Source organism: Bacillota bacterium, from assembly GCA_018818595.1.
Lineage (GTDB): Bacteria > Bacillota_I > Bacilli_A > Izemoplasmatales > Hujiaoplasmataceae > JAHIRM01.
Window position 1 is genome coordinate 55,530 of the sequence record JAHIRM010000050.1, and the last position, 24,191, is coordinate 79,720.

The window sequence follows — 24,191 nt, forward strand, 5'->3', positions numbered from 1 at the left end:
GAAATGAACTTAAAAACATCGTTTGATGGATTGACTTTAAAAAATCCATTAATGCCAGCTTCTGGTCCTTTAGTTGGAGATCTTGAAAAATTAATATATATGGTAAATCAAGATTGTGGAGCAATAGTAACCAAAACCATTTCTACAAAAGAACCTCACATTCCAAAGCCTTGTATCTATGGAGACAAAGAGTTTATCATGAATAGCGAACTTTGGAGTGAATATTCAAAAGAAGTTTGGGTTGAAGAAATTTTGCCTGCTTTTATGAAAGAAAAAGATCGACCATTAATTATAAGCGTTGGCTATTCAAAAGAAGATATGGAACTTTTAATTCCAATTTTAGATCCATTTGCTGATGCGTTTGAAGTATCAACTCATTATGTTGGAAAAGATTTATCGGTAATTGCTGAGACTGTAAAAACCATAAGAAAACATACACTTAAACCTGTATATATGAAAATAAGCCCACACATTCCTAGTCCTGAAGATTTTGCAAGAACGGTAAGAGATGCTGGAGCTAGTGGAATTGTTGCAATAAATTCTCTTGGACCTACTTTAAAAATAGATATTGAAACAAGATCCATCGTTTATGGAAATGATTCAGGGTTTGTATGGACGAGTGGGCCTTCGATTAAACCTGTTGCTTTAGCCATTATTTATAAGATTAAAAAAGCATTACCCGATTTCACCGTTATTGGTGTTGGGGGTATTAAAAGCGCAGAAGATGTAATTGAATTTTTGCTTGCAGGAGCGTCAGCCGTTCAAATGTTATCAGGAGCACTTTTAAAAGGGAAAGATTTATATTCAAAAATCATATCAGATTTACCGAAAGTTCTTCAAAAATATGGTTTTTCTAGCGTTGAAGAAGTTATTCAAACAACGCTTACTAATTCTGTGAAATATAGCGCAAGTCTTCCACACTTAATTGAAGACAAATGCATTAAGTGTATGATTTGCATGAAGATATGTCCCTATTTTGCAATTGATTTCAAAGACAAAATTACGTTTAATTCTAAAAAATGTTTTGAATGTGGCTTATGCGTTTCAAAATGCCCAACTGCTGCAATAGTGATGGACTAAATCAAGGAGGTATCTTATGAAAGATATAAGTGTTTCAATTCCAAAAGTAGATAATCTTGAAAAAACATCAGGTAGTGCTTTGTATGTGAATGATTATGATATGGAAGGCATGCTTTATGCTAAAACACTTCGTTCGACGATTTCAAAAGGAAAAATTAAAGAAATAGAAATCCCTTACCTTCCTTTCGGATACGAGATTGTTGATTACAAAGATGTTCCTGGACAAAATATTGTGAAAGTCATCTTTGACGATATGCCAGTATTTGCCAAAAATGAAGTAACCTATAAAGGCGAGCCTATCTTGCTTATTGTGGGAGAAGATAAAGTTGTTATTGATGAAATCTTAAAACAAATAAAAGTCATCTATATTGAAGAAACACCTACATATGAATGGAAAAATAGTTGTTGCCATTATCACTTCACGAAGGGAAATCCAATTTCTGTTTTTAATATGGCAAGTCGAGTAATCACTTATGATTATGAAACTGGTTATCAAGAACAAGCCTACATTGAGCCTCAAGGATTTTTAGGTTATCCAGAAGGGAAAAAGATTACCTTAATCGGGTCCATTCAATGCCCTTATTACGTTAAAAACGCAGTTATAATGGCTCTTGGAGTACCATTTGATGAAGTTAGAATTATTCAAGCATCCGTTGGTGGAGCCTTTGGCGGAAAAGAAGAATTTCCTTCATTAATCGGATGTCAATTAGCCGTTGCAGTTGCTAAAATTCAAAAACCAATTAAACTCATTTATGAAAGAGAAGAAGATATGATTTCTTCTACGAAACGTCATCCTTCCAAAATTACAATGAGTGCAGCTATAAATGACAAAAAAGAATTAATAGGAATTAAGGCAAAAGTCGGAATTGATGCTGGAGCAACCATTGGCTTAAGTGGAGTGGTTTTATCAAGAGCATTAATTGCTTCAACCGGAGCTTATACCATTCCAAATTTAGAAGTGAATGGAGATGTTTATTTAACCAATACAGTTCCAAATGGGGCATTTAGAGGCTTTGGAGCTCCGCAAATGTTGTTTGCCATCGAAATGTTTATGGAACACATCGCAAAAGATTTGTCAGAAGATCCTTTTTTGTATCGTTTAAAATATCTTGCAAAACAAGGAGATCCTACTTCAACAAATGGGTTATTTCGAGACCCAATTATTATGAAACAAATGATTGAAAAAGCGATGGTAGTCTCAGATTACTCTAAAAAAATAAAAGAATTTTCTACAGATAATTCCTTTAGAGGAATCGGTATGAGTTGGTTTTTACATGGATGTGGATTTACCGGAAGTGGTGAATCAACTCATATTCATGCAAAAGTTAAATTAAGAAAAGACAAACAAAATAAGGTACATATTCTAATTGCTGCTGTAGATATGGGGCAAGGCGTTAAAACGACAATGAGAAAAGTAGTTTCAGATATTCTAAATTTGCCAATTGATCAAGTAATTTATAATAATCCTGATACGGATTTTGTTCCAGATTCTGGACCAACAGTTGCCTCTAGAACAATGATGATTGTTGGCGGACTTGTCGCAAGATGTGCCCTTCAATTGAAAGAAAAATGGATCGATTTGGAAGAAATTATTTGTGAAGAAAATTACAGTCAACCAGATTATATTAAATGGGATGAATCTACTTTTACAGGAGATGCATATCCTGCATATTCTTGGGGAGTAAATGTTGTTGAAGTGAAAGTTAATAAAGCAACATATATGACTGATATTGCTGGTGTATGGAGCGTATACGATCTTGGAAAAGCCATAGATGAAAGGATTGTCTTAGGCCAAGCCGATGGAGGAATCGCTCAAGGCATCGCTTATGGATATTTAGAAGTCATGGAAGTAAAAAACGGAAAAATAATGCAAAAGAATTTTACAGACTATATGATTCCAACCGCATCTGATGTAGGTCAAATGGAAACTTATATTATGGATAATCCTTATCCTTTAGGACCTTATGGGGCAAAAGGCGTGGGAGAATTGACCTTAGTAGGTGGAGCACCAGCAGTAGCAAAAGCAATTGAAAATGCAATAAATAGAAAAGTTTTAAAAATTCCTGCAACACCAGAATTGATAATGGAGTTGATTGAAAATGGCAAACATTAATTTTAAATTAAATGGAGAATTTGTCTCAATTGAGGCAAATCCCGGACAACGATTACTCGATGTTTTACGAAATGAATTCAAATTAACTGGTGTAAAGGAAGGATGCGGAGAAGGAGAATGCGGAGCTTGTGCAGTCTTAATAAACAACGAGATTGTTAACTCTTGTTCCATTCCTCTTGCAAACATTGATGGATCAGAAATTATAACCATCGAAGGATTTTCAAAGACAAAACAATTTGAAGTGTTACAACATTCTTTTGAAGAAGAAGGAGCCGTGCAGTGTGGCTTTTGTACACCAGGAATGATCATTGCCTCTGAAAGTTTGCTCCACAAAAATCCTCATCCAACTACTGAAGAAATCAAAATTGGATTATCTGGAAATCTATGTCGTTGTACTGGATATAACATGATTATTAAAGCTGTTCAAAAAGCTTCGAAGGATGGCGATGGATTATGGTAAAACAAGTAATTGCAAAAACACTTATTGAAGCGTTAAATTACTTAAATGAAGAACCCTATCAAGTTCTAGCCGGAGGAACTGATTTAATGATTCAAAACAGGTCTTCTGCGGATACTCCTGTCGCATTTAAAAAGAATATTTTATACGTGTCTTCTATTGAAGAATTAAAATACATTAAAAAAAAGAAAAATCAAATTTTAATTGGAGCGCTTACTCCGCTTGAAACCATAATGAATCACGAGTTAACGCCTGCAATTTTAAAAGAAACAATCTCTGAAATGGCGTCTCCTGCAATAAGACATATCGCAACTCTTTCAGGAAATATAGGAAATGCTTCTCCAGCTGGAGACAGTTTAGTGCCTTTATATCTTCTCGATTGTAAAGTAAAACTGGCTTCAAAAGATAAAGAGAGACTGATTTTTCTTAAAGATTTAATTGTAGGCCCTCGAATTACTTTATTAGAAGAAAATGAAATGATTACCGAAATCCAAATTTCATGTTTGGATTTTACAAAATCTTCTTTTGTAAAGGTAGGTGGCAGAAAAGCCGATGCCATTTCAAAAGTATCATTTGCTGGAGCTGTTCTTATCAAAGAAAAAATGATTGTCGATCTTAGATTTGTATTTGGAAGTGTTTATAAAACGGTTGTTCGTCTTCCAGAAATTGAACAAAAATATAAAGATTGGACCATTTCTGAATTAAAAGATGCATTAGAAGATGTGCTACAAGATTACGAAAAATATATCTTGCCAATTGATGATCAACGTTCAACTAGTGTTTACCGAAAAAAAGTAGCTCTTAATCTATTATCAGATTTTATAGAAAATTTGTAAAAACACACTTTAAGAAAAGAGGCGATTCTATGAATCATAAAGATTTATCTCTTCGCTCAAGAGGAATTGAGTTATCATCTTTGGTATTGAAAAACGCTCGTATCATTAACGTGTTTAATGGATTAATCGAAGATGCAGATATTGCCATTGAAGATGGAATTATTGTAGGTATTGGATCTTATAGCGGAAAAACCGAAATTGATCTATTTCATCAATATGTCTCTCCAGGATTTATCGATGGGCATGTTCACATTGAATCCTCTATGCTTGTACCATCTGAATTTGCAAAAATCGTCATGCCAAAAGGAACCACCTCTGTTATAGCTGATCCTCATGAAATTGCTAACGTTTGTGGCTTAGATGGAATACGATTTATGATTGAATCAAGCAAGAAAGTTCCGCTTGATTGTTTTATGATGATTCCATCTTGCGTGCCTTCGACTCCTTATGAAACTTCTGGAGCTAAAATTGATGCAAAAGATCTATCTGCTTTTTTAAAAGAAGAAAATATTTTAGGTCTAGGCGAAGTAATGGATTACCCTGGAGTGATTTTAGGTAAAGACGATATCTACGATAAAATTAATATCATGAAAAACCATCCAATAGATGGACATTCTCCTGGAATTTATGGGAAAGAGTTAAATGCTTACATTATGTCTGGAATTCAAACTGACCACGAAGCCACTTCACCTTTGGAATTAATGGAAAAAGTATCAAGAGGAATGTACATTCATCTAAGAGAAGGTTCAGCCACAAGGAACGTAAAAGCCTTATCTGTCGCTGTTAATCCCCTTAATTCTCATCGATTGCTTTTTTGTACAGATGACAAACACCCAGAAGACATTAAAAAAGAAGGTCACATTAATTACAATATCAATCTAGCTATTGAAAATGGAGTTGATCCCATTTGTGCGATTCAAATGGCAACCATTAACGTTGCCACTTGTTATCAATTAAAAGGGTATGGTGCTATTGCACCTGGGTATGTTGCAGATCTAGTTGTTTTCGATAACCTTTTGTATATTGAACCCAAAATGGTATATAAGAAAGGCACTCTTGTTGCTAAAAACAATATTTCTCTCTTTGAATCTGATACGGCTTTAAATGATTCCGTTTTAAACACAGTTCATATCAAAACAGAAGATATTTCTTTTCAAATCCCTTTAAAAAGTGATAAAGTGAATGTCATTGGATTAATTAAAAACAATGTTACAACTTTAAAAATAATTGAAAAAGTAAAAGTTGTAAACGGTTTTTACGAACAAGAAGATTCATCGGATTTATTAAAACTTGCAGTAATCGAAAGACATCACTTCACAGGTAATATAGGACTTGCCCTTGTGAAAGGGTATGGATTAAAAAAAGGAGCAATTGCTTTAACCATTGCTCATGATTCTCATAATTTAATGATTTTATCGGATAACGATATCGATATGAAAATTGCAATGGACAAAATCATTGAAATTGGTGGAGGAATTGTTTTAGTAAAAGAAGGAAAAGTCATGCATTCTTTGACATTAGAAGTAGGTGGAATCATGACTTCTAAAGGGAGCGCTCATGTAGAAGATCTTCTTTATAAAATGGAAAGAGATATTCGAAAAATGGGTGTAAAAGATGAAATAGATGATCCTTTCTTATCTCTTGCCTTTTTATCTCTTCCTGTAATACCTGAATTAAAATGTACTGATTTTGGATTATTTGATGTTAATTCATTTCAAATTATTCCTTTAGAAGTAGAGGGAGGAGTTCTATGAAATACGTAAAAGGATATGAGTGTAGTCTTTGTCATAAATTTTTTCCAATTCAAGAAGAATTATTTACTTGTCCTGATTGTGGCGAAAAAGGAATTTTAGATATCATCTATGATTATGAAGCTATGAAAAAGGAAGTTACAAAAGAATATTTCTTAAAGAATTCTGAAAAATCGATGTGGCGCTATCATTTGCTTATGAGTGTCAATGAAGAACTACTTGAAAAGACCTTAAAAGTAGGAAATACTCCACTTTATACGTCTTTTAATTTAGCTTCAATCATTAACGTAAAGACACTTTACATAAAAGATGAAGGATTAAATCCAACTCAATCATTAAAAGATAGAGCATCCGCAGTGGCGGTTATAAAAGCTATGGAAAAGAACCAAACAACTCTTGCTTGTTCTTCAACTGGAAACGCTGCTTCAAGTCTTGCAGGTAATGCAGCTAGAATGGGTCTAAATACAGTTATTTTTGTACCGAAAAGAGCTCCAGTTGGTAAATTAACACAATTGTTATATTATGGAGCGACCGTTATTAAAGTAGATGGAGACTATAAAGATGCTTTTCAATTATCTAAACTAGCAATCAATCATTATAAGTGGTATAATCGGAATGCTGCCATTAATCCTCATTTAGTTGAAGGGAAAAAAACAGTAGCTTTCGAAATTGCAGAACAGCTACAATTTAAACCAACGGATTGGGTTGTAGTATCAGTGGGAGATGGGTGTACCATAGCCGGCGTGTACAAAGGATTTTATGATTTGTTTCGTCTTGGACTTATCGATAAAATCCCGAAATTATTAGGAGTACAAAGTGAAGGTTGCTCTCCTTTCGTTGAGGCTTACGAAAGTGGATTACCTCTTGCAGAAGCTGAAGAATTAACCATTGCAGATTCGATTGCAGTTGGAATTCCAAGGAATCCTATTAAGGCCATTAATGCTGTTAAACTTTCTTTGGGTTCATGGATGAAAGTATCAGATAAACTTATACTAGATTCAATGGTTTTACTTGGAAAAACAGAAGGAATTTTTGCGGAACCCGCAGCTGCAGCTTCGCTTGCGGGCCTGATTCAAGCTAGAAAACAAAATGTAATTACAAAAGAAGATTCTGTTACAATTATTGTGACAGGAAATGGATTAAAAGATACCCAAAATGCATTAAAAGCGATTCAAGAACCGCCTACTTTAAAACCAAATTTAAGCGAATTAATAAATTATTTAAAGACTAGAGGAGAAAACGATGAGTAAAATACCATTTGGACCTACCTATGAAGAGATGTTACATCCGAATAAGCTTGATCCAAGCATTAGAAAAGAAGCTTTAGAAAATATTAAAAACGAATTAAATCCCATAAATTTATTTAACATTACTTGGAAAAACGAATTAGGTGAAGTAAATAAAATTGTACTGCCAAAAGAATTAACAGGAGTTGAAGCAAACATTGTTGTACTTCTTGGAACCTATTTTCCATCTGGTTCACACAAGGTAGGACCTGCTTATTTTACCTTAATTGAAGGATGCGTTGATCAAACCATTATTCCAGGAGAACACACTATTTTAGGACCATCTACTGGTAATTTTGGAATTGGAGTATCTTATATCTGTAATCTTATGAAATTTGATTCGATTGTAATCATGCCTGATAATATGAGTAAAGAACGTTACGATCGCATCAAAAAATATGGAGCGAAATTAGATTTAACTCCAGGAACTGAATCTGATGTAATCTTAACATTAGAAAGAACCTTTGAATTGAAAAAAGACCCTAAAAACCGATCTTTAGCACAATTTGAACTTCTTCCTAATTATCGCTTTCATCGTCATGTGACAGGTTCTAGTTGTGTTGAAGCAGTAAAAGGAATCGGCAATTCAAGAATTGCTTGTTTTACTTCGGCTCCAGGAAGTGCTGGAACACTTGCAGCAGGAGATCAAATCAAAGCAGCTTTTCCTGAAGCAAAAGTTGTTGCACTCGAACCTTATGAATGTTCTACTTTAATGAATGGTGGAAGAGGTCAACATCGAATTGAAGGCATTGGTGACAAAATGTGCACTTTGATTCATAACGTGTTAAACACTGACTTTATTGCATTGATCAAAGATGACGATTCGGTAAGAGGATTAAAGATTATTCATGATGGAATCAATATTTTAATCGAACAAGGTGTGCCTAAAGACGTGGCACAATCAATGAAAGATTTATTTGGTGTATCAGGAATTTGTAATATCATTGGCGCAATCAAAATGGCTAAATATTTAAAACTAGGGCCAAATGATAATGTTGTGACTATTGCAACCGATGGATACGATCGTTATGATTCTGTTATTAAAGATTTAGAAAAAAGATATTTAGAAACAGAAGATTATGTGTTAAGAAGATGGTTTAACGACGTATTTCGTAAAAATGCCGTTGAGGATATTGTTGATTATCGAAACGATGCTCAAAAAGAAAAATTATTTTTACAAAAAGAAAACGATTGGCTTAAATTTGGCTATTCAAAAGAATACTTAGACTCGATGAAAAAAATGGATTTTTGGAATCGTGAGTATCAATTAATTCACCATTACGACAAATTAATCCAAACATTACGTAAGGAGAAATAATATGAAAATTGATATGTCTGCCATTTTAGAAAAAGCAAAATCTTATGAAAAAGAGATGAGTGCATTTTTAAGAGATATGGTTTTGATTCCAAGTGAAAGCTCTCAAGAAGAGAAAGTAGTATTACGAATTAAGCAAGAAATGGAAAAAGTTGGTTTTGATAAAGTTGAAATTGATCCAATGGGAAACATCATTGGAACCATTGGACACGGGTCTCACATTATTGCAATGGATGCTCATATTGATACCGTTGGAATTGGTGAATATAAAAATTGGAAATTTGATCCTTATCTTGGCTTTGAAAACGATCTTGAAATTGGAGGAAGAGGGACATCCGATCAAGAAGGTGGAATGGCTTCAATGGTTTATGCTGGAAAGATTATTAAGGATTTAAATCTAGAAGGCGATTACACGTTACTTGTGACAGGCACCGTTCAAGAAGAAGATTGTGATGGACTTTGTTGGCAATACATTATCGAAGAAGACAAAATCAAACCAGAATTTGTCGTCATTACGGAACCTACATCTTGTAACATATATAGAGGACATCGAGGAAGAATGGAAATTAAAGTTTCCACCTATGGAATTAGTTGTCATGGTTCGGCTCCAGAACGTGGAGATAATGCTATATTTAAAATGGCTCCCATTTTAATTGAACTCCAACAACTTCATCGAGAGTTAAAAGATAATGCATTTTTAGGAAAAGGCACACTAACCGTAAGTGAAATCTTCTTTAGTTCACCTTCAAGATGTGCAGTATCAGATGGCTGTAGTATTTCAATCGATAGAAGATTGACTCAAGGAGAAACCTATTTAAGTGCATTAGAAGAAATTCAAAATTTGCCTTCGGTTATAAAAGCTGGAGCCTCCGTTGAAATGTATGATTATAAAAGACCTTCTTATACAGGGCTTGTATACCCTACAAAATCTTATTTTCCAACTTGGGTATTAGAAGAAGAACATGTTGTATGTCAAAGTACAAAAAAAGCTTATATTGAGCTGTTCAGAGAACAACCTCTAATCGATAAATGGACTTTTTCAACCAATGCAGTTTCCATTATGGGAAGATATTTAATTCCTTGTATTGGCTTTGGACCAGGTCATGAAAATGAAGCTCACGCACCAAACGAAAAAACTTTCAAAGCGGAACTTGTTAAAGCATGCGCAATGTATGCAGCGATTCCTAGTATGTATGTTGAAATGATTTTAGAAAAAAAGGAGAATTAAGAAATGAAACCACTATTTAAAGGAAAACATTTTATTACACTTGAAGAATGGTCAAATGCTGAAATAGATCAATTGCTTGAGACATCGTTTGAATTAAAACACGATTTTTTACATAATAACCCAACACCATACTTAACAAACAAAACTGCTTTTTTAATGTTCTTTGAACAATCCACAAGAACAAGAAATTCGATGGAATCAGGAATTGCTCATTTGGGTGGACATGGAACATTTTTAGATGTATCAACAATGCAAATATCACACGGAGAATCCGCAAAAGATACCGCAATCATTCTTTCCAGTTATGGACATGGAATTGCTTGTCGTAATTGCTTTTGGGGAGTAGGAAACAAATATTTACGCGAAATGGCAAAATATTCTACAGTTCCTGTTATGAATTTACAATGTGATATCTATCATCCAATGCAAGGCCTTGCTGACTTAATGACAATCAAAGAAGTTTCAAAAACCACAAAAAACTTAAAAGTTTCGATTATTTGGGCTTATGCGACATCACATAAAAAACCGATTAGTGTTCCATTAACTCAAATACTTTTATTTCCAAGATATGGAATGGATGTAACGCTTGCGTATCCTGAAGGATATGATTTGCCAGATTGGGCTATTGAAAAAGCTAAATTAAATGCCTTAGAAAATGGTGGAAGTTTTAAAATTACTCATGATATCGATGAAGCGTTTAAAGGCGCAGATATTGTCATCCCTAAAAACTGGGGAAGTTGGGTTAAAAATCAATCTACGGCAGTAGTAGATGATTTGTTAGAAAGTTATAAGAATTGGAAATGTACTGAAGACAGAATGAGACTTGCAAGTCCTAATGTCTATTATATGCATGCTCTTCCTGCAGATAGAGGAAACGAAGTAGAAGATTCAGTGATTGATGGAGTTCACTCCATTGTGTACCAAGAGGCAGAAAATCGTCTTCACACCGCTAAAGCTGTTATGGCTTTAACGATGGGAGATAAATAATTTTTGAAGACAAATGACATCCATTTGTCTTTTTTCTAATAAAAAGAGGTGAAATTATGAGAATTTTTTTAGCATTTTTGCCAAACATTGTAATACTAAATCAAGTAGAGAGCATTAAAAACAAGTTGAAAGAACACTGTGAATCAGGAAATTACACTGAAAAAAACAATCTTCACGTAACGCTCATTTTCATTGGTGATGTAAATGAAGTTCAATTAAGGAATGTAAAAAAAATCCTTCATCAAACAGCATTTGCTCCGTTTTCAATCAAATTAAAAGCTATTAAAAGCTTTGAAACAAAAGGCAAAGGAGATGTATTCTTTATCGATGTATTTAAAACATCAATACTAGAAGATATCTATAAATTCCTTTTCGAAAAATTAAATAATAGTGGATTTAACATTCAAAACAGAGAATATCTTCCTCATTTAACTTTAGGAAGAAAAGTTGTATTAAATAAGCCAGATGATTTAGTTCTTTTAAATTCGTCTTTTAAAGGACTTTCATTTCAAACTAATAGGATTAGTTTAATGGAATCCGTCCGTATTGATGATGAGTTAATTTACAGAGAAATCGATCAAGCTGAACTAAAATAGATTCCGTCATAAAACTATGGAAAAACGCGATAATTAGCTTTTTTCAGTTTATATAAAATTAAAAAAGAACTTCATAGAAGTTCTTTTTTTTACTTAGTATAATTGTTTTTCTTTTGCGAGATATTCTTTAAATAATGCTAAACAAGCGTCGCGGTTAGTTTCTTCTAAATCTAAAATTGTGATGTCAGTGGCGTCGTTTTTAATAAATTTATAAATGAAATCATCTCGAAAACCAATTTCATCGGAGTCTTCTTTTTTACATCCATAATAGACTTTTTTAATGTTAGACCAAATAATAGCTCCAAGACACATAGGGCAAGGATAAGCAGTAGTAAACAAAGTGCAGCCTGTTAAATCATGAGTTCCAATTTTTTTTGAAGCTTCACGGATGGCATTTACTTCAGCGTGTGCTGTTGGATCATGATCTTTTAAAACGGAGTTTGAACTTACAGCAATTATTTTACCATTTTGATCCAAAATTAAAGCTCCAAATGGACCTCCAATGTTCTCATTCATGGTTTTTCTGGCTTGATTAATCGCCTTTGTCATCAATTGACTTGAATCTTTTGAGATATCCATAGAATTGTTCCTTTCATTGTGTTCTTTTTATAGCGTAAATCTATTATAGACTTTTTTATTGAATTTGTAAATTTATTCCAAAGAAATCCTTTATTAATTATTTTTATTAAAAGAATGATATAATAAATTGATAAAATATCAATAGAAAGAAGAATGATTATGAAATATATCTCTTGGAATGTAAATGGATTAAGAGCTTGTATGAAAAAGGGTTTTAAGGACTTTTTTTTATCAACAGATGCGGATGTTTTTGCGATTCAAGAAACAAAAATGCAAGAAAATCAAAAGGATTTCTTTTTTGATGGATATTTTGAATATTGGAATAATGCAGAAAAACTGGGATATTCAGGAACGCTTATCTATACAAAACAAAAACCTTTAAACGTCGTATATGGATTGTTTGGAGATAAGTACAATGATGAGGGAAGAACAATTACCCTTGAGTACAATGATTTTTATTTTATGACGGTTTACTCTCCTAATTCTCAAAAAGAACTGGAGAGACTAGAATATCGAATGACGTATGAAACTCACTTATTGGATTACCTAAAATATTTAGAAAAAACAAAACCAGTTATCTTATGTGGTGATTTAAATGTTGCACACACAAAAATAGATATAAAAAACGCAAAGCAAAATGAAAGAAATGCAGGTTTTACAATAGAAGAAAGAACAAAATTTCAAACATTATTGGATTCTGGATTTACGGATACCTTTCGTTATCTTTACCCAGACAAAATCGAATATTCTTGGTGGAGCTATCTCTTTCATTCCAGGGATAACAACGCAGGATGGAGAATCGATTATTTTATCACATCTAATACTTTAAGACAAAAAATAAAAGATGCTCAAATATTGACTTCCATTTTAGGGAGTGATCATTGTCCTGTTTTACTAGAAGTTTATTAGATAAAATGAAACTGTTTATTTTAGCAGTTTTTTTTTGTAATATCATTTGACTCTTTGATGGTTATACTTTATAATATAGACGGCTATCAATATAAGCGATATGAAATCTAGGAGAATTTATGGTAAAAGACATCTTTTTATGGTTAAACGATCAATTACTTAAAATGACATGGCTTGACTCACTTGTAAAGTGGTTTTTTTCAGATGTCATCCATTTAGACACATCTGGTATGTTTTATAGTAGTGTTGTCTTTTTTGTGTATGATGTCATTAAAATATTGATTTTGCTTGGTGTATTAATTTTTATTTCATCCTATATTCAATCCTATTTTTCACCTGAAAGAACTAGAAAAATACTTGGAAAATTTAAAGGAATTCCTGCAAACATCATTGGAGCTCTTTTAGGGACAGTAACGCCTTTTTGTTCTTGTTCCTCCATTCCAATTTTTATTGGATTTACCAAAGCAGGATTACCCATTGGAGTCACGTTTTCATTTTTAATTTCATCTCCCTTAGTAGATCTTGCCTCAGTCGTATTACTCGCAAGCATCTTTAGTTGGAAAATTGCTTTAGCTTACGTTGTAGTAGGATTAGTGATTGCCGTTATTGGAGGAACACTTATTACTTTCCTTAAAATGGAAAAGTATGTGGAATCTTTTGTTTATGATGGATTAGGACAAACCAATGATTATGTTGAAGAAAAATTAACAAAAAAAGAAAGAATAGCTTATGCATTCCAACAAGTATTAGATATTATAAAAAAAGTTTGGATTTATCTTTTAATTGGAGTAGGAATTGGTGCACTTATTCATGGCTACATTCCTGAAAATTTTATCTCTTATGTTTTAGGAGATAATAATCCTTTTTCAGTCATCATAGCGACACTTTTAGGCATACCAATGTATGCTGATATCTTTGGAACTTTGCCAATCGCAGAAGCATTGGTATTAAAAGGTGTAGGAATCGGAACCGTTTTAGCATTCATGATGGCGGTTACCGCTTTATCACTTCCATCTATCATTTTACTTAAAAAAGTTGTGAAAACAAAACTATTAATGACCTTTGTCGGAGTTGTAACAGTTGGAATTATTTTAATGGGTTATTTGTTTAATTTATTTGGTTATCTATTTGTATAAAAAAGGAGGAAATATGATGAAAATTACTGTACTTGGTTCAGGATGTTCTAATTGCAAAAGACTACTTGAAAGTGTAACACTTGCTGTAAAAGAATTAAAATTAAATGTTGAAATTGTTTACCAAACTGACATGATTGAAATTGCAAAAACAGGAATTATGCATACACCGGGACTTATGATTGATGAAAAAATCGTTTCATCTGGAAAAGTATTAACAAAAGATCAAGTCATACTCTTATTAAAAAACATCGAGTAAATGGTTATGAAACATCAAAATATTCGTTTTTTTGAAAAGTTTTTAACTGTATTTGTTTTACTATGTATGGTGATTGGAGTATTACTTGGAAAGTGGGTAACAGAAGTACCTCAATTTTTAAGTCAATTTGAAATTGCAAGCGTTAATATTCCTATTGGAATTTTAATTTGGCTTATGATCTATCCTATGATGTTGAAAATTGATTTTGGATCTATCAAACATGTAGCAAAAAATCCAAAAGGACTCTATTTAACTTGGATTATTAATTGGCTTGTAAAACCATTTACGATGTTTTTTATTGCTTCTTTATTCTTTTTAGTTCTTTTCCAAAACATCATTCCTGAAAGTCTTGGGCAAGATTATTTAGCTGGTGCGATTTTACTTGGAGCTGCTCCTTGTACAGCAATGGTTTTCGTTTGGAGTTCTTTGACAAAAGGAAACCCAGCATATACGCTTGTACAAGTTGCTACAAATGATTTAATCATTTTAGTATTATTTGTACCAATCGTTGGGTTATTACTTGGAGTTGGTGGAATTGTTGTACCTTGGGACACGTTATTTTTGTCTTTGGTCTTATTTGTGGTTGTACCACTTTTAGGAGCCTCTTATACAAGATTTCAAGTAATCAAGAAAAAAGGTCTAGACTTTTTAAACACCAAACTCATTCCAGCTTTTTCGAAGTGGACGACTTACGGGTTACTTCTTACTCTCATTTTAATATTTTCTTTACAAAGTGAACTAATCATTCGTAATCCATTTCATATTTTCTTAATCAGTATGCCATTAATTATTCAAACATTTCTCATATTTTTCATCGCTTATTTTGCGGCAAAAAAATTAAAGTTGCCTCATGACATAGCTGCTCCTGCAGGAATGATTGGAGCAAGTAATTTTTTTGAATTAGCTGTTGCAGTGGCAGTAGCATTATTTCCATTAAATCCTGGAGTTGCCTTAGCAACCATTGTAGGAGTATTGGTTGAAGTTCCTGTTATGTTACTACTTGTAAAAATTGCCAATAAAACCGTTTACTGGTTTCCAATGAAGGAAAAAACAAATGAAAAAATATAAAGTGGCATTTGTTTGCGTACATAATAGTTTAAGAAGTCAAATGGCTGAAGCTCTAACAAAACATTTAGCAAGTGATGTTTTTATTGCATATAGTGGAGGCACACAAAAAGTATCTAGAATAAATCAAGACGCTGTAAGAGTGATGAAGAAGCTATATCAAATAGATATGGAATCTTCTCAAACATCAAAAACAATAAGTGATTTACCTTTTGTCGATATTGTAATAACGATGGGGTGTGATGTCATTTGCCCTAATCTTCCCTGTCATTATAAAGAAGATTGGAACTTAGAAGATCCTACTGGAAAAGAAGACAAATTATTTATTCAAACGGCACAGACTATTCATTTAAGAATTTTAGATTTAAAAGATAGAATCTTAAATAAACAAATCATATTTGAAGAATAAAGAGAATATTTAGATATCATCATTGATTTCTTAACTATTCTCTTTTTTCACGTCTCATTTAATGTTATACTTAACATAGAACAACATATTGTAAAGGATACTTTTATGAATGCAAAAACATTAAAGATTATTGCAATTATTACCATGGCAATCGATCACATAGGCCTTTACTTATTGATTGATAATAATGTGTGGTATCCGATTCTAAGAAGTATAGGAAGAATTTCGTTTCCACTGTTTGCTTTTTTGATTGCGGAGGGTTTTTTTCATACAAAAAATTTGAAAAAATATTTCTTGCGTCTTTTGAGTTTTGCTTTGTTGATTGAAGCCTTTCTTATAGGTTATAGCCTATTTATTCATCAGTATGATTATATTATTCATGCTAATGTTATTTGGCCTTTAGTAGTTGGACTTGCTTGTTTATATCTTGTGAAACTAAAAAAATGGTATTTTTACCTTTTAGCTTTAGGAATGGTTATTTTATCAGAACTGATTAAATTCCCTTATGGAGCTTACGGAGTCATTCTTATTTTGATTTTTGGATATGCGAAAAAATTTCCTTTACAAGTCTATTTAATGATTTATTTAAACTTGTTCTTTATCGATTGGCCATTATTAAAGCTTGTTGGTGTTCCAGATCCTTATATTAAATACATGTGGCTTCAATGGTTTTCAATTTTAGCACTTATTCCAATCTATTTTTATAATGGATTACTAGGCAAATCAAAAAAATGGTTTTTCTATGTATTTTATCCAGTGCATCTTGGAATAATCTTTTTGATTAAAGTATTTATGGAGATGATCTAATGAATCACAATATATTAACTTTGCTTGAGCTAAAGACTGCGGAAGAAAATACTTGTTTGTTAAAAGGAATTACGACGCTTGATTTAATGGAAGAAGCCGGATTAAAACTAAGTCAGTGCTTTCAAAGAGTAACTTCTGCCAACAAAAAAGACAAAATTTCTGTAGTAAGTGGTATGGGTAAAAATGGTGGAGATGCTTTAGTTATGGCAAGATTTCTACTTGAAGAGGGGTACAGTGTTTCAATTTCTTTAGTCGGAAAAGCAAGTGATATGGCCAAGGAAACAAAAACCAATCTAACCATTCTTAAAGAAAGAAATCAAGATGTCTTACAAATTGATTTATTGGAACACTTCAGTTTATTCGAGAGTTTTATAGCGAATTCTTCATATATCATTGATGGATTGTTTGGGCTTGGGTTAAATAAACCTATAATCGGCATTCAAAAAGAAATAATTTCTTGCATCAATCAATCAAAAGCCTTCGTATTTTCCATTGATATTCCTTCAGGTATCAATGGAAACAACGGACTTGTTTCAGGAGTAGCAATCCAAGCGAATTATACTGCGGTAATTCAGGCTTTTGTTCCTGGAAACCTATTAAATGATGCTTTGGATTATTCGCTAAAAAATGAAGTGTTAGACATTGGCGTTATCATAAACCAGCAAGAACAAGAGAAACAGTTGATTGAAGAATTCGTTTTAAATCTTCCAAAAAGAAAACATCATTCTTCTAAATACGACAATGGAAATATTTTAGTAATAGGTGGATCAATCGGTATGATGGGAGCTCCAGAACTATCTGCTCATTCCGCATTACGAACGGGCTCAGGGCTTGTATCTATTTTATTAAAAAAAGTAGAGTTACCATTTATGAATTTAAAAACGATAGAAATCATGTTAAAAGGATATGACGCAGTAGAAGAATCGTTTGAATTTATACGAAAAAGTGATGCTTTAGTATTTGGACCTGGGTTGGCTCAAGACGATAAAAACGCTTCAATTTTAAAACAACTATTATCAACCAATAAAAAAATGGTAATTGATGGAACTGGAATCAAGATTTTAAGCAATCTTTTAGAAGAGGGTTCTAATCAAAAAAACATTGTTTTAACTCCTCATGTAGGAGAATTGGCTTTCCTTATGGAAAAGAATAGTTCTGATATTAAAGATTGCCCGTTAAAATACATCAATCAATTAACCGAAAAAGGGTTTACCGTTATTTTAAAAGGGGCAACGACAATCGTTGCAAATAGTTATCGGGTTGTTTTTATGAATAAGGGAAACCCTGGAATGGCAACTGCCGGAAGTGGAGATGTACTATCAGGAATCGTTGCTAGTTTGTTAGGAGAAGGAATTCCTCCTTTTGAAGCCGCACTTTATGGAGTATGGATTCATTCTGATGCAGGAAATATGGCAAAAGCTTTCTTTGGAGAAAGAAGTATGATAGCAAGTGATATTATTTCAAATATTTCAAATGTGCTTAAAACTCAGTAAAATACGGCTTGGAAAATAATGATTGTATTTTAAAAAGAGGTGAATTCTTTGAACAAACTAAAAGCTAGATTGTCGAAAGCAAAAAGTTTAATTAGTATTAAAACATATAAAAAACCGATGATATTTATCTTACTTTTAATGATTTTCATCAATATAGTGATATTATCCATTGCCGCAATTATTGCTCTTGTGATCGATGATTCTTATAGCAGTTTCATTGATGCTTTTGCCAACGGAAGTTTAAAGTGGATGTTATCACCCAATGCAATTCTTTCCATCGAAAATCCTAATACTCTATTTTTAGCCGTGGTCGTATTAATCATTGGACTTGTCTTGTTTTCAGGGACAATCATTGCTTTAACGACAAATTCCATCAAAGAGTATTTTCAAAAGAAAAAGTCTGGTAGCGGAATGATTTTTTTAGATCACCACATTGTTGTGTTAAATTGGAACAATAAAGTTCCAGAACTTGTTGCTGACTTGCTTCACGTTGAAAATAGAAAAGTTACAGTTATGATTTTGGCAGAGATTGACAAATCTTATGCTGAAAAACAAATTATGAATGCCATCGAAAAAATTAGAAATGAAAAAAAGAATATATCCAATTTAAATGTTTTAATTAAAAATGGAGACCCTTTAATACACAGTGATTTATTAGATATTTCGATTTCAAAGGCGGATTCAATTTTAATTATGAATAACGATTGTCATGAAACAATTTCAAAAAACCTATCAAAAAGTGATTTAAATGTTATTAAAGTAATTTTAAGCCTTGGTCGGATTGAATTTGTTTATAATCCGCCTATTGTTTCTGAAATTAAATTTATTGAATCCAAAGAAAAAATTCAAACGATGTCAAAAGTAGTTGAAGGACTTCATGAACATTTAATTCTTCCAATTTGTTTTGATAGAAGACTTGGTCAGATTATTGCTCAAACGATTATAGAGAACAAAATGGAAGATGTCTACTTGGCACTATTTTCTTTTGAAGGTTCTGAAGTATATTTTCTTGAAAATACAGGGTTTGAAGATTGCCTCAAAACACATTCTCACGCCATTCCTCTTGCTAAAATTGGAAATCATCTTTTTGTTTTATCCAAAAGTGATGAAACGAAATTCATTAAAACTAAAAACGATTTTTCTTATCGATTGCTTAAGACAAAACCAATTAACGAAAAAACAGAGCTTGATGTGTATCTTGTTGGAAAAAATAATAAATTAGGTTTTATTTTAAATTCATTTTCAAAGTATGAAGCATTGCATGATTCTGTTTTTCAAGCTGAATCGATTGATGAAAACTTTCTTGATGAGTTTATGTTAAAATTAAATGAATCCATTAAACCCTCTACGATTGTTTTGTTAAGCGATGAATCTCAAGAGATGGATTCTCTTGATGCAAACGTCATCGATGATTTAATCTACATTGAAGGCAGCTTAAAGAGAACTGATATAAATATCATCGTGGAACTATTGGATCCTAAAAACGATCATATTATCAAAGATTTCAATATTAAAAACACCATTATTTCTAATAAGATAATATCCTTACTATTAAGTAAATTAGCTCTATATAAAGAAACGGCTCCTTTTTATGAAAATTTATTAACGATTGAACCAAATCTTATTGGAGAAGATGATCAAGCAATTATGATTAAAAAAGCAAAGGATTGTTTTAATGAAATATTCCCTTTGACCTTTTCTTCTAAAAAAACATTTATTGCCTCAAGTTATTACTCTTTTGAAAAAAAGGTAATTGTAATTGGTTTTGTAAGAGATGATATTTTAACACTATTTGAAGGCAATTTGGATCTTCAAACTGAACTTGCAATTTTAGAAGAGGATTTATTAATTTTAATTAAAATATAGTAAATTTTGAAAGAAGGAATGCAGATGAACCGATTATCATATTTAGACAAAACGCCACTTATTTCTAAGACAGCAAAAATCTTTGAACAGGTAGTTGTCGTTGGAGATGTTGTAATACATGATTTCGTAAGCATTTGGTATCATGCCACTATTAGAGGTGATATGGCCCCAATTGAAATTAAAGAATATACAAATATTCAAGATAATGCGGTCATTCATACCAATACAAATCTTCCTACTTTTATTGGAAAATACGTAACAGTAGGTCATGGAGCGATTATTCACGGGGCGACAGTTTTAGATTATGCATTGATTGGAATGGGTTCAATCATATTAGATGGAGCTGTGATTGGAGAATACTCTATGGTTGGAGCTGGAGCTTTAATTCCTCCTGGAAAAATCATTCCCCCAAAAATGTTAGTGATTGGAAATCCTATGAGAATTGTAAGAGAATTAACAGTTGATGAAATCAAGGCAAACCTTGAAAACGCAGAGTATTATGTCTCACTGATGAAACAATATGAATAGAGGGTAAATATGAAATTAACAACAGAACAACTTAAGAACATTGAAAAAACCAAGGAATTTGTAAAATCAATCATGACAGACGATATGACAGGGCATGATTATTTTCATGTTTTACGAGTTTATCATATGGCATCCTTTTTAGCAAAAGGCGAAGACATAAACAGTTTAATTCTTTTTATAAGCGCATTGCTTCATGATGTAGATGACCTAAAACTTTTCCCCAAAGATAGTAAGAATGCAGAAAACTTTTTAAAGGAATTAACCATTACTTTAGAAGAAAAAACAGAAATTCTTTCCATTATCGAAAATATGTCCTATTCTGCATCTCTTGAGGGAAAAAGCGTTTCTTCTTTAGAAGGACAAATCGTTCAAGATGCAGATCGATTAGATGCAATTGGAGCAATAGGTATTGCAAGATGTTTTGCTTATGGAGCCAGTAAAGGAAGAAGAATATACAATGGCGATGTTAATGATGACTCAAGCCTTGCACATTTTTATCAAAAATTACTAAAACTTCCTGATTTAATGAATACATTACAAGCAAAGCGAATTGCAAGAACAAGAATTAGAGTGTTAAATAATTTTCTTGCAGAATTTCATAATGAATGGAATATTATCAAAAATTAAGTTAAAAAAGAAATTCTTTTTTTCATAGTCCATTTTCTATGCATTCAATTCGTGATAAAATACAAAAAGGTGATTGAATTGACAACTTATCTAGAAACGAAACGCCACATCATCCAAATTGCATCAATGACTAATATGCCGATTCTTGGAGAGTTTGAACTGACAAGAAAATGCAATTTTAATTGTCAAATGTGTTACCTTGATGACATAGATTTAAAAAGCGAACTTTCTGTTTTAGAATGGAAAGCACTTTTTAAAGAGGCAGTAAGTCATGGATTGCTTTATGCTTTGTTGACTGGAGGAGAAATCCTTTTACTACCCTATTTTATCGAGCTCTATGAATATCTTTATGATTTAGGAGTTAAAATCACGGTTTATACAAATGCATCTCACATCAAACCATCTATTATATCGTCCTTTAAAAATAGACCTCCTGAATTGGTTGGAGTAACTATATATGGAGCGAATAATGAAACCTATCAGAAAGTAACTTCAGTTCAAAATGGCTTTGATTTAATAGATAAAGGCATTTCTTTATTGCAAAAAAACAATTTAAATGTTGTTTTAAGAACGATTCCGTTACAGCCGATTTATGATGAACTAGATTTAATAATGGATTATGCCTTAAAGAAGAACTTGTATTTAGGCTATTTTCTTTACGTAGGACCTTCAAGAAATTTAGATTATTTGACAATCCAAAATCGATTAACTCCTGAAGATTTAATTGATTTTGAGAAAAAAATAAAAACGACTTTTCAGATTGAATCTTCTAAAACACTAGAAAAATTTGAAACTCACTCAAATTGTATTGCATTAAAAAGTGCTTATTTTGTGGATAGTTATGGGTATATGCAACCATGTAGTATGATGAATCTTCCTAATAAAAAAATAGAGCCATATACATTGCTCGATGTTTTTTTAGAATTAGGAAAAAAATGGAATGAGTTAGGTGAATGTAAAGAATGCATGGATTGTTCTTTGAAAGGAACATGTATCCAATGTAAAGCAAGAAGACACTTAGAAGGAAACATTAAGTATTGTAGTCCCTACTTAAACGAAATAGCATTGATTCGTAGTCGGAATGATTAAGTCCTGTTGATAGATTTTTAAACATTACTACTTGAGTTTATAACCGTTATGATAATAACTTCTAAAAAGGAGATACAATATGTTGCTAAAAGAGAAGCACATTCTTTTATAATATGGAAAAAGTTAAAGTCTTAATGAATGATATCATCGATCTCATTAAAGAAAATCTTTCAAATGATGGTTCTGCATCCTTGAAAATTAAAGGAAATAGTATGTTTCCTTTTTATAAAGATGGAAAAACTGAAGTGACCTTAATTAAACCCATTTTCCCCTTGATAAAATTAGATGTGATTCTTTATCATGTACAAGAAAAACATATTTTACACCGAATTGTGGCAGTAAAAGATGAAGGATACGTTGTATGTGGAGATGCTTTAAAAGAAAATGAATTTGTAAAACAAAATCAAATAGAAGCTGTAGTTATTTCTCATAAGAACAAAGAAAAACTAATTTTAGAAACACAATTTTTTTACAGATTAATGGTTCGTAAATGGCTTTTCTTAAAACCCATTCGCAGATATCTAATTAAACTATTTCGAATTCTAAAAAAAGAGGAAAACCAATGAAAGAAATCCATTCCCTATTTTTTGAATTAATTAAATCTTCTTTAAATTTAAAAATGTATGATTGTCGTTTGAAAGATGATTTCAAACTGTATCAAATGGCAAAAATTAATGGGTTATCAGGAACGATTTTCCATTCCATTGATCCAACATTAATTGAACATGACGTCTTTCATTTGTTTCAAATGGATTATTTTGAGTATCAAGCACGAGATGTCCGTCAATTAAAAGCCATTCAGGAAGTAGATGAAATATTTAACCTCTCGAACATTGAACATATTTTTTTAAAAGGTTCTTTTTTAAAAGGCATCTATCCAGACACTTATATGAGATCTATGGGAGACATTGATATTTTAGTTCGAAAAGATAAGATGAACGAAGTCCATCAAGTTTTAAACTCATCGGGATATTTCAATTGGGCCAATTCCACAAATCATGATTGTTTTGTGAAAGACAAAGATATTTTTTTAGAAATTCATCCACAATTGGATACAGATTTTGATGATAAATATGATGGATTATTTTTAGATATTTGGTCAAATGCAAAATGCACAAGTAAACATCGCTTTGAGTTTAAAAGCGAGTTTATGTTAGCCTATTTAATGTATCACAATGCAAAACATTTATCGAGTTCAGGGATAGGCTTAAGAAATATACTTGATATTGGTTTGTTTTGTATGAAATTTCAAGATACAATGAATGCAGAAATTTTAGAAAAATTATTAAGAGATAATCATTTATTTAAGCTATTTCAAAATTTCATTTGGTTTAACAACGCCTATTTTGGTTTTGTAATCTTTTCCTTATTTCTAACTAATTTTGAACAAGACTCTGTTTTTCTTGAAAAAATAACGGATTTTATATTAACCTCAGGAGTACATGGAAAAGGAGAAGATCACAACCCATTTGTTTGTGGAATTTCAAAATCATCTTTGAAAGTAGATTCCATTCAAAAAGGAAGAAAAACTTTTATATTGAAAACGTTATTCCCCTCAAAACACTTAATGCAAGGAACGTATCATTATTTGAAAAAATATCCTTGGCTCTTACCTTTCTCCTGGATTCAAAGAGGATGTAAATTGCTTTTCAAAAAGACTAAGAGTAGTATAAAAAAAATTAAGAATCTTCGAGTTCATAAAGATACATTAATGAATACGAAGGAATTATACGATCAATTAGGATTATAAGCATAAATTAAATGCAAAAATGAAAACG

24 protein-coding genes are annotated in these 24,191 nt (G+C 32.0%); 23 read left to right on the forward strand and 1 reads right to left on the reverse strand.

Annotated features, from left to right (window positions below):
• Nucleotides 1-3 precede the first annotated feature (3 nt).
• From KJ971_08250 to thpR, 10 genes are read left to right on the forward strand one after another with little or no spacing between them, the layout of a single operon-like run.
• Nucleotides 4-1,080 carry a 4Fe-4S binding protein gene (locus tag KJ971_08250; GenBank protein ID MBU1145823.1) on the forward strand — a complete coding sequence of 359 codons (1,077 nt, stop codon included), beginning with the start codon at nt 4-6 and terminating at the stop codon, nt 1,078-1,080.
• Between the two features lie 16 nt (nt 1,081-1,096).
• The gene (locus tag KJ971_08255) at nt 1,097-3,193 is read left to right on the forward strand and encodes a xanthine dehydrogenase family protein molybdopterin-binding subunit (GenBank protein MBU1145824.1); all 2,097 of its coding nucleotides are present in this window, start codon (nt 1,097-1,099) and stop codon (nt 3,191-3,193) included.
• Complete coding sequence (locus tag KJ971_08260; GenBank protein ID MBU1145825.1) at nt 3,180-3,653, forward strand: (2Fe-2S)-binding protein; 474 nt, start codon at nt 3,180-3,182, stop codon at nt 3,651-3,653. The genes KJ971_08255 and KJ971_08260 overlap by 14 nt, the downstream gene beginning before the upstream one ends.
• Entirely contained in the window at nt 3,647-4,486 is an 840-nt protein-coding gene (locus KJ971_08265; protein ID MBU1145826.1) for an FAD binding domain-containing protein, read from the forward strand. The genes KJ971_08260 and KJ971_08265 overlap by 7 nt, the downstream gene beginning before the upstream one ends.
• 29 nt (nt 4,487-4,515) lie before the next feature.
• Nucleotides 4,516-6,240: an adenine deaminase gene (ade, locus tag KJ971_08270; GenBank protein MBU1145827.1), complete on the forward strand. Its 1,725-nt coding sequence runs from the start codon at nt 4,516-4,518 to the stop codon at nt 6,238-6,240.
• The gene (thrC, locus tag KJ971_08275) at nt 6,237-7,487 is read left to right on the forward strand and encodes a threonine synthase (GenBank protein MBU1145828.1); all 1,251 of its coding nucleotides are present in this window, start codon (nt 6,237-6,239) and stop codon (nt 7,485-7,487) included. The genes ade and thrC overlap by 4 nt, the downstream gene beginning before the upstream one ends.
• Entirely contained in the window at nt 7,480-8,841 is a 1,362-nt protein-coding gene (locus tag KJ971_08280; protein MBU1145829.1) for a pyridoxal-phosphate dependent enzyme, read from the forward strand. The genes thrC and KJ971_08280 overlap by 8 nt, the downstream gene beginning before the upstream one ends.
• Before the next feature lies 1 nt (nt 8,842).
• On the forward strand, nt 8,843-10,066 hold the full coding sequence (locus KJ971_08285; GenBank protein ID MBU1145830.1) for a YgeY family selenium metabolism-linked hydrolase: 1,224 nt from the start codon (nt 8,843-8,845) through the stop codon (nt 10,064-10,066).
• 3 nt (nt 10,067-10,069) lie between these two features.
• Nucleotides 10,070-11,053 carry an ornithine carbamoyltransferase gene (locus tag KJ971_08290; protein ID MBU1145831.1) on the forward strand — a complete coding sequence of 328 codons (984 nt, stop codon included), beginning with the start codon at nt 10,070-10,072 and terminating at the stop codon, nt 11,051-11,053.
• 56 nt (nt 11,054-11,109) lie between these two features.
• Entirely contained in the window at nt 11,110-11,649 is a 540-nt protein-coding gene (gene thpR, locus KJ971_08295) for an RNA 2',3'-cyclic phosphodiesterase (protein MBU1145832.1), read from the forward strand.
• A gap of 93 nt (nt 11,650-11,742) precedes the next feature.
• Here the strand turns inward: thpR and KJ971_08300 are convergent, their stop codons facing one another.
• Nucleotides 11,743-12,198 carry a nucleoside deaminase gene (locus KJ971_08300; GenBank protein MBU1145833.1) on the reverse strand — a complete coding sequence of 152 codons (456 nt, stop codon included), beginning with the start codon at nt 12,196-12,198 and terminating at the stop codon, nt 11,743-11,745.
• A 189-nt stretch (nt 12,199-12,387) separates the two neighbouring features.
• Here KJ971_08300 and xth point away from each other — a divergent pair, with 189 nt between their 5' ends.
• The 13 genes from xth (at nt 12,388) to KJ971_08365 (ending at nt 24,163) form a co-directional block, all read left to right on the forward strand.
• Nucleotides 12,388-13,137: an exodeoxyribonuclease III gene (gene xth / locus KJ971_08305; GenBank protein MBU1145834.1), complete on the forward strand. Its 750-nt coding sequence runs from the start codon at nt 12,388-12,390 to the stop codon at nt 13,135-13,137.
• 119 nt (nt 13,138-13,256) lie between these two features.
• On the forward strand, nt 13,257-14,273 hold the full coding sequence (locus KJ971_08310; GenBank protein MBU1145835.1) for a permease: 1,017 nt from the start codon (nt 13,257-13,259) through the stop codon (nt 14,271-14,273).
• Nucleotides 14,274-14,289: 16 nt separating this feature from the next.
• Nucleotides 14,290-14,529 (forward strand): thioredoxin family protein, encoded by a 240-nt coding sequence (locus KJ971_08315; protein MBU1145836.1) that lies wholly within the window; start codon nt 14,290-14,292, stop codon nt 14,527-14,529.
• 6 nt (nt 14,530-14,535) lie between these two features.
• Complete coding sequence (gene arsB, locus KJ971_08320; protein MBU1145837.1) at nt 14,536-15,597, forward strand: ACR3 family arsenite efflux transporter; 1,062 nt, start codon at nt 14,536-14,538, stop codon at nt 15,595-15,597.
• Complete coding sequence (locus tag KJ971_08325) at nt 15,584-16,003, forward strand: arsenate reductase ArsC (protein ID MBU1145838.1); 420 nt, start codon at nt 15,584-15,586, stop codon at nt 16,001-16,003. The genes arsB and KJ971_08325 overlap by 14 nt, the downstream gene beginning before the upstream one ends.
• 105 nt (nt 16,004-16,108) lie before the next feature.
• The gene (locus KJ971_08330) at nt 16,109-16,810 is read left to right on the forward strand and encodes a conjugal transfer protein TraX (protein MBU1145839.1); all 702 of its coding nucleotides are present in this window, start codon (nt 16,109-16,111) and stop codon (nt 16,808-16,810) included.
• Nucleotides 16,810-18,303 (forward strand): NAD(P)H-hydrate dehydratase, encoded by a 1,494-nt coding sequence (locus tag KJ971_08335; GenBank protein MBU1145840.1) that lies wholly within the window; start codon nt 16,810-16,812, stop codon nt 18,301-18,303. Before KJ971_08330 ends, KJ971_08335 begins: the two co-directional genes overlap by 1 nt.
• Nucleotides 18,304-18,351: 48 nt before the next feature.
• A complete protein-coding gene (locus KJ971_08340) occupies nt 18,352-20,169 on the forward strand; it encodes a hypothetical protein (protein ID MBU1145841.1) in 1,818 nt (605 codons plus the stop codon).
• Nucleotides 20,170-20,193: 24 nt separating this feature from the next.
• Nucleotides 20,194-20,697 carry a gamma carbonic anhydrase family protein gene (locus tag KJ971_08345; GenBank protein ID MBU1145842.1) on the forward strand — a complete coding sequence of 168 codons (504 nt, stop codon included), beginning with the start codon at nt 20,194-20,196 and terminating at the stop codon, nt 20,695-20,697.
• A 9-nt stretch (nt 20,698-20,706) separates the two neighbouring features.
• Nucleotides 20,707-21,324 carry an HD domain-containing protein gene (locus tag KJ971_08350; protein ID MBU1145843.1) on the forward strand — a complete coding sequence of 206 codons (618 nt, stop codon included), beginning with the start codon at nt 20,707-20,709 and terminating at the stop codon, nt 21,322-21,324.
• A 78-nt stretch (nt 21,325-21,402) separates the two neighbouring features.
• The gene (locus KJ971_08355) at nt 21,403-22,413 is read left to right on the forward strand and encodes a radical SAM protein (GenBank protein MBU1145844.1); all 1,011 of its coding nucleotides are present in this window, start codon (nt 21,403-21,405) and stop codon (nt 22,411-22,413) included.
• A 113-nt stretch (nt 22,414-22,526) separates the two neighbouring features.
• A complete protein-coding gene (locus tag KJ971_08360; GenBank protein ID MBU1145845.1) occupies nt 22,527-22,979 on the forward strand; it encodes a S24/S26 family peptidase in 453 nt (150 codons plus the stop codon).
• Nucleotides 22,976-24,163 (forward strand): nucleotidyltransferase family protein, encoded by a 1,188-nt coding sequence (locus KJ971_08365; GenBank protein MBU1145846.1) that lies wholly within the window; start codon nt 22,976-22,978, stop codon nt 24,161-24,163. Before KJ971_08360 ends, KJ971_08365 begins: the two co-directional genes overlap by 4 nt.
• Nucleotides 24,164-24,191: the final 28 nt, after the last annotated feature.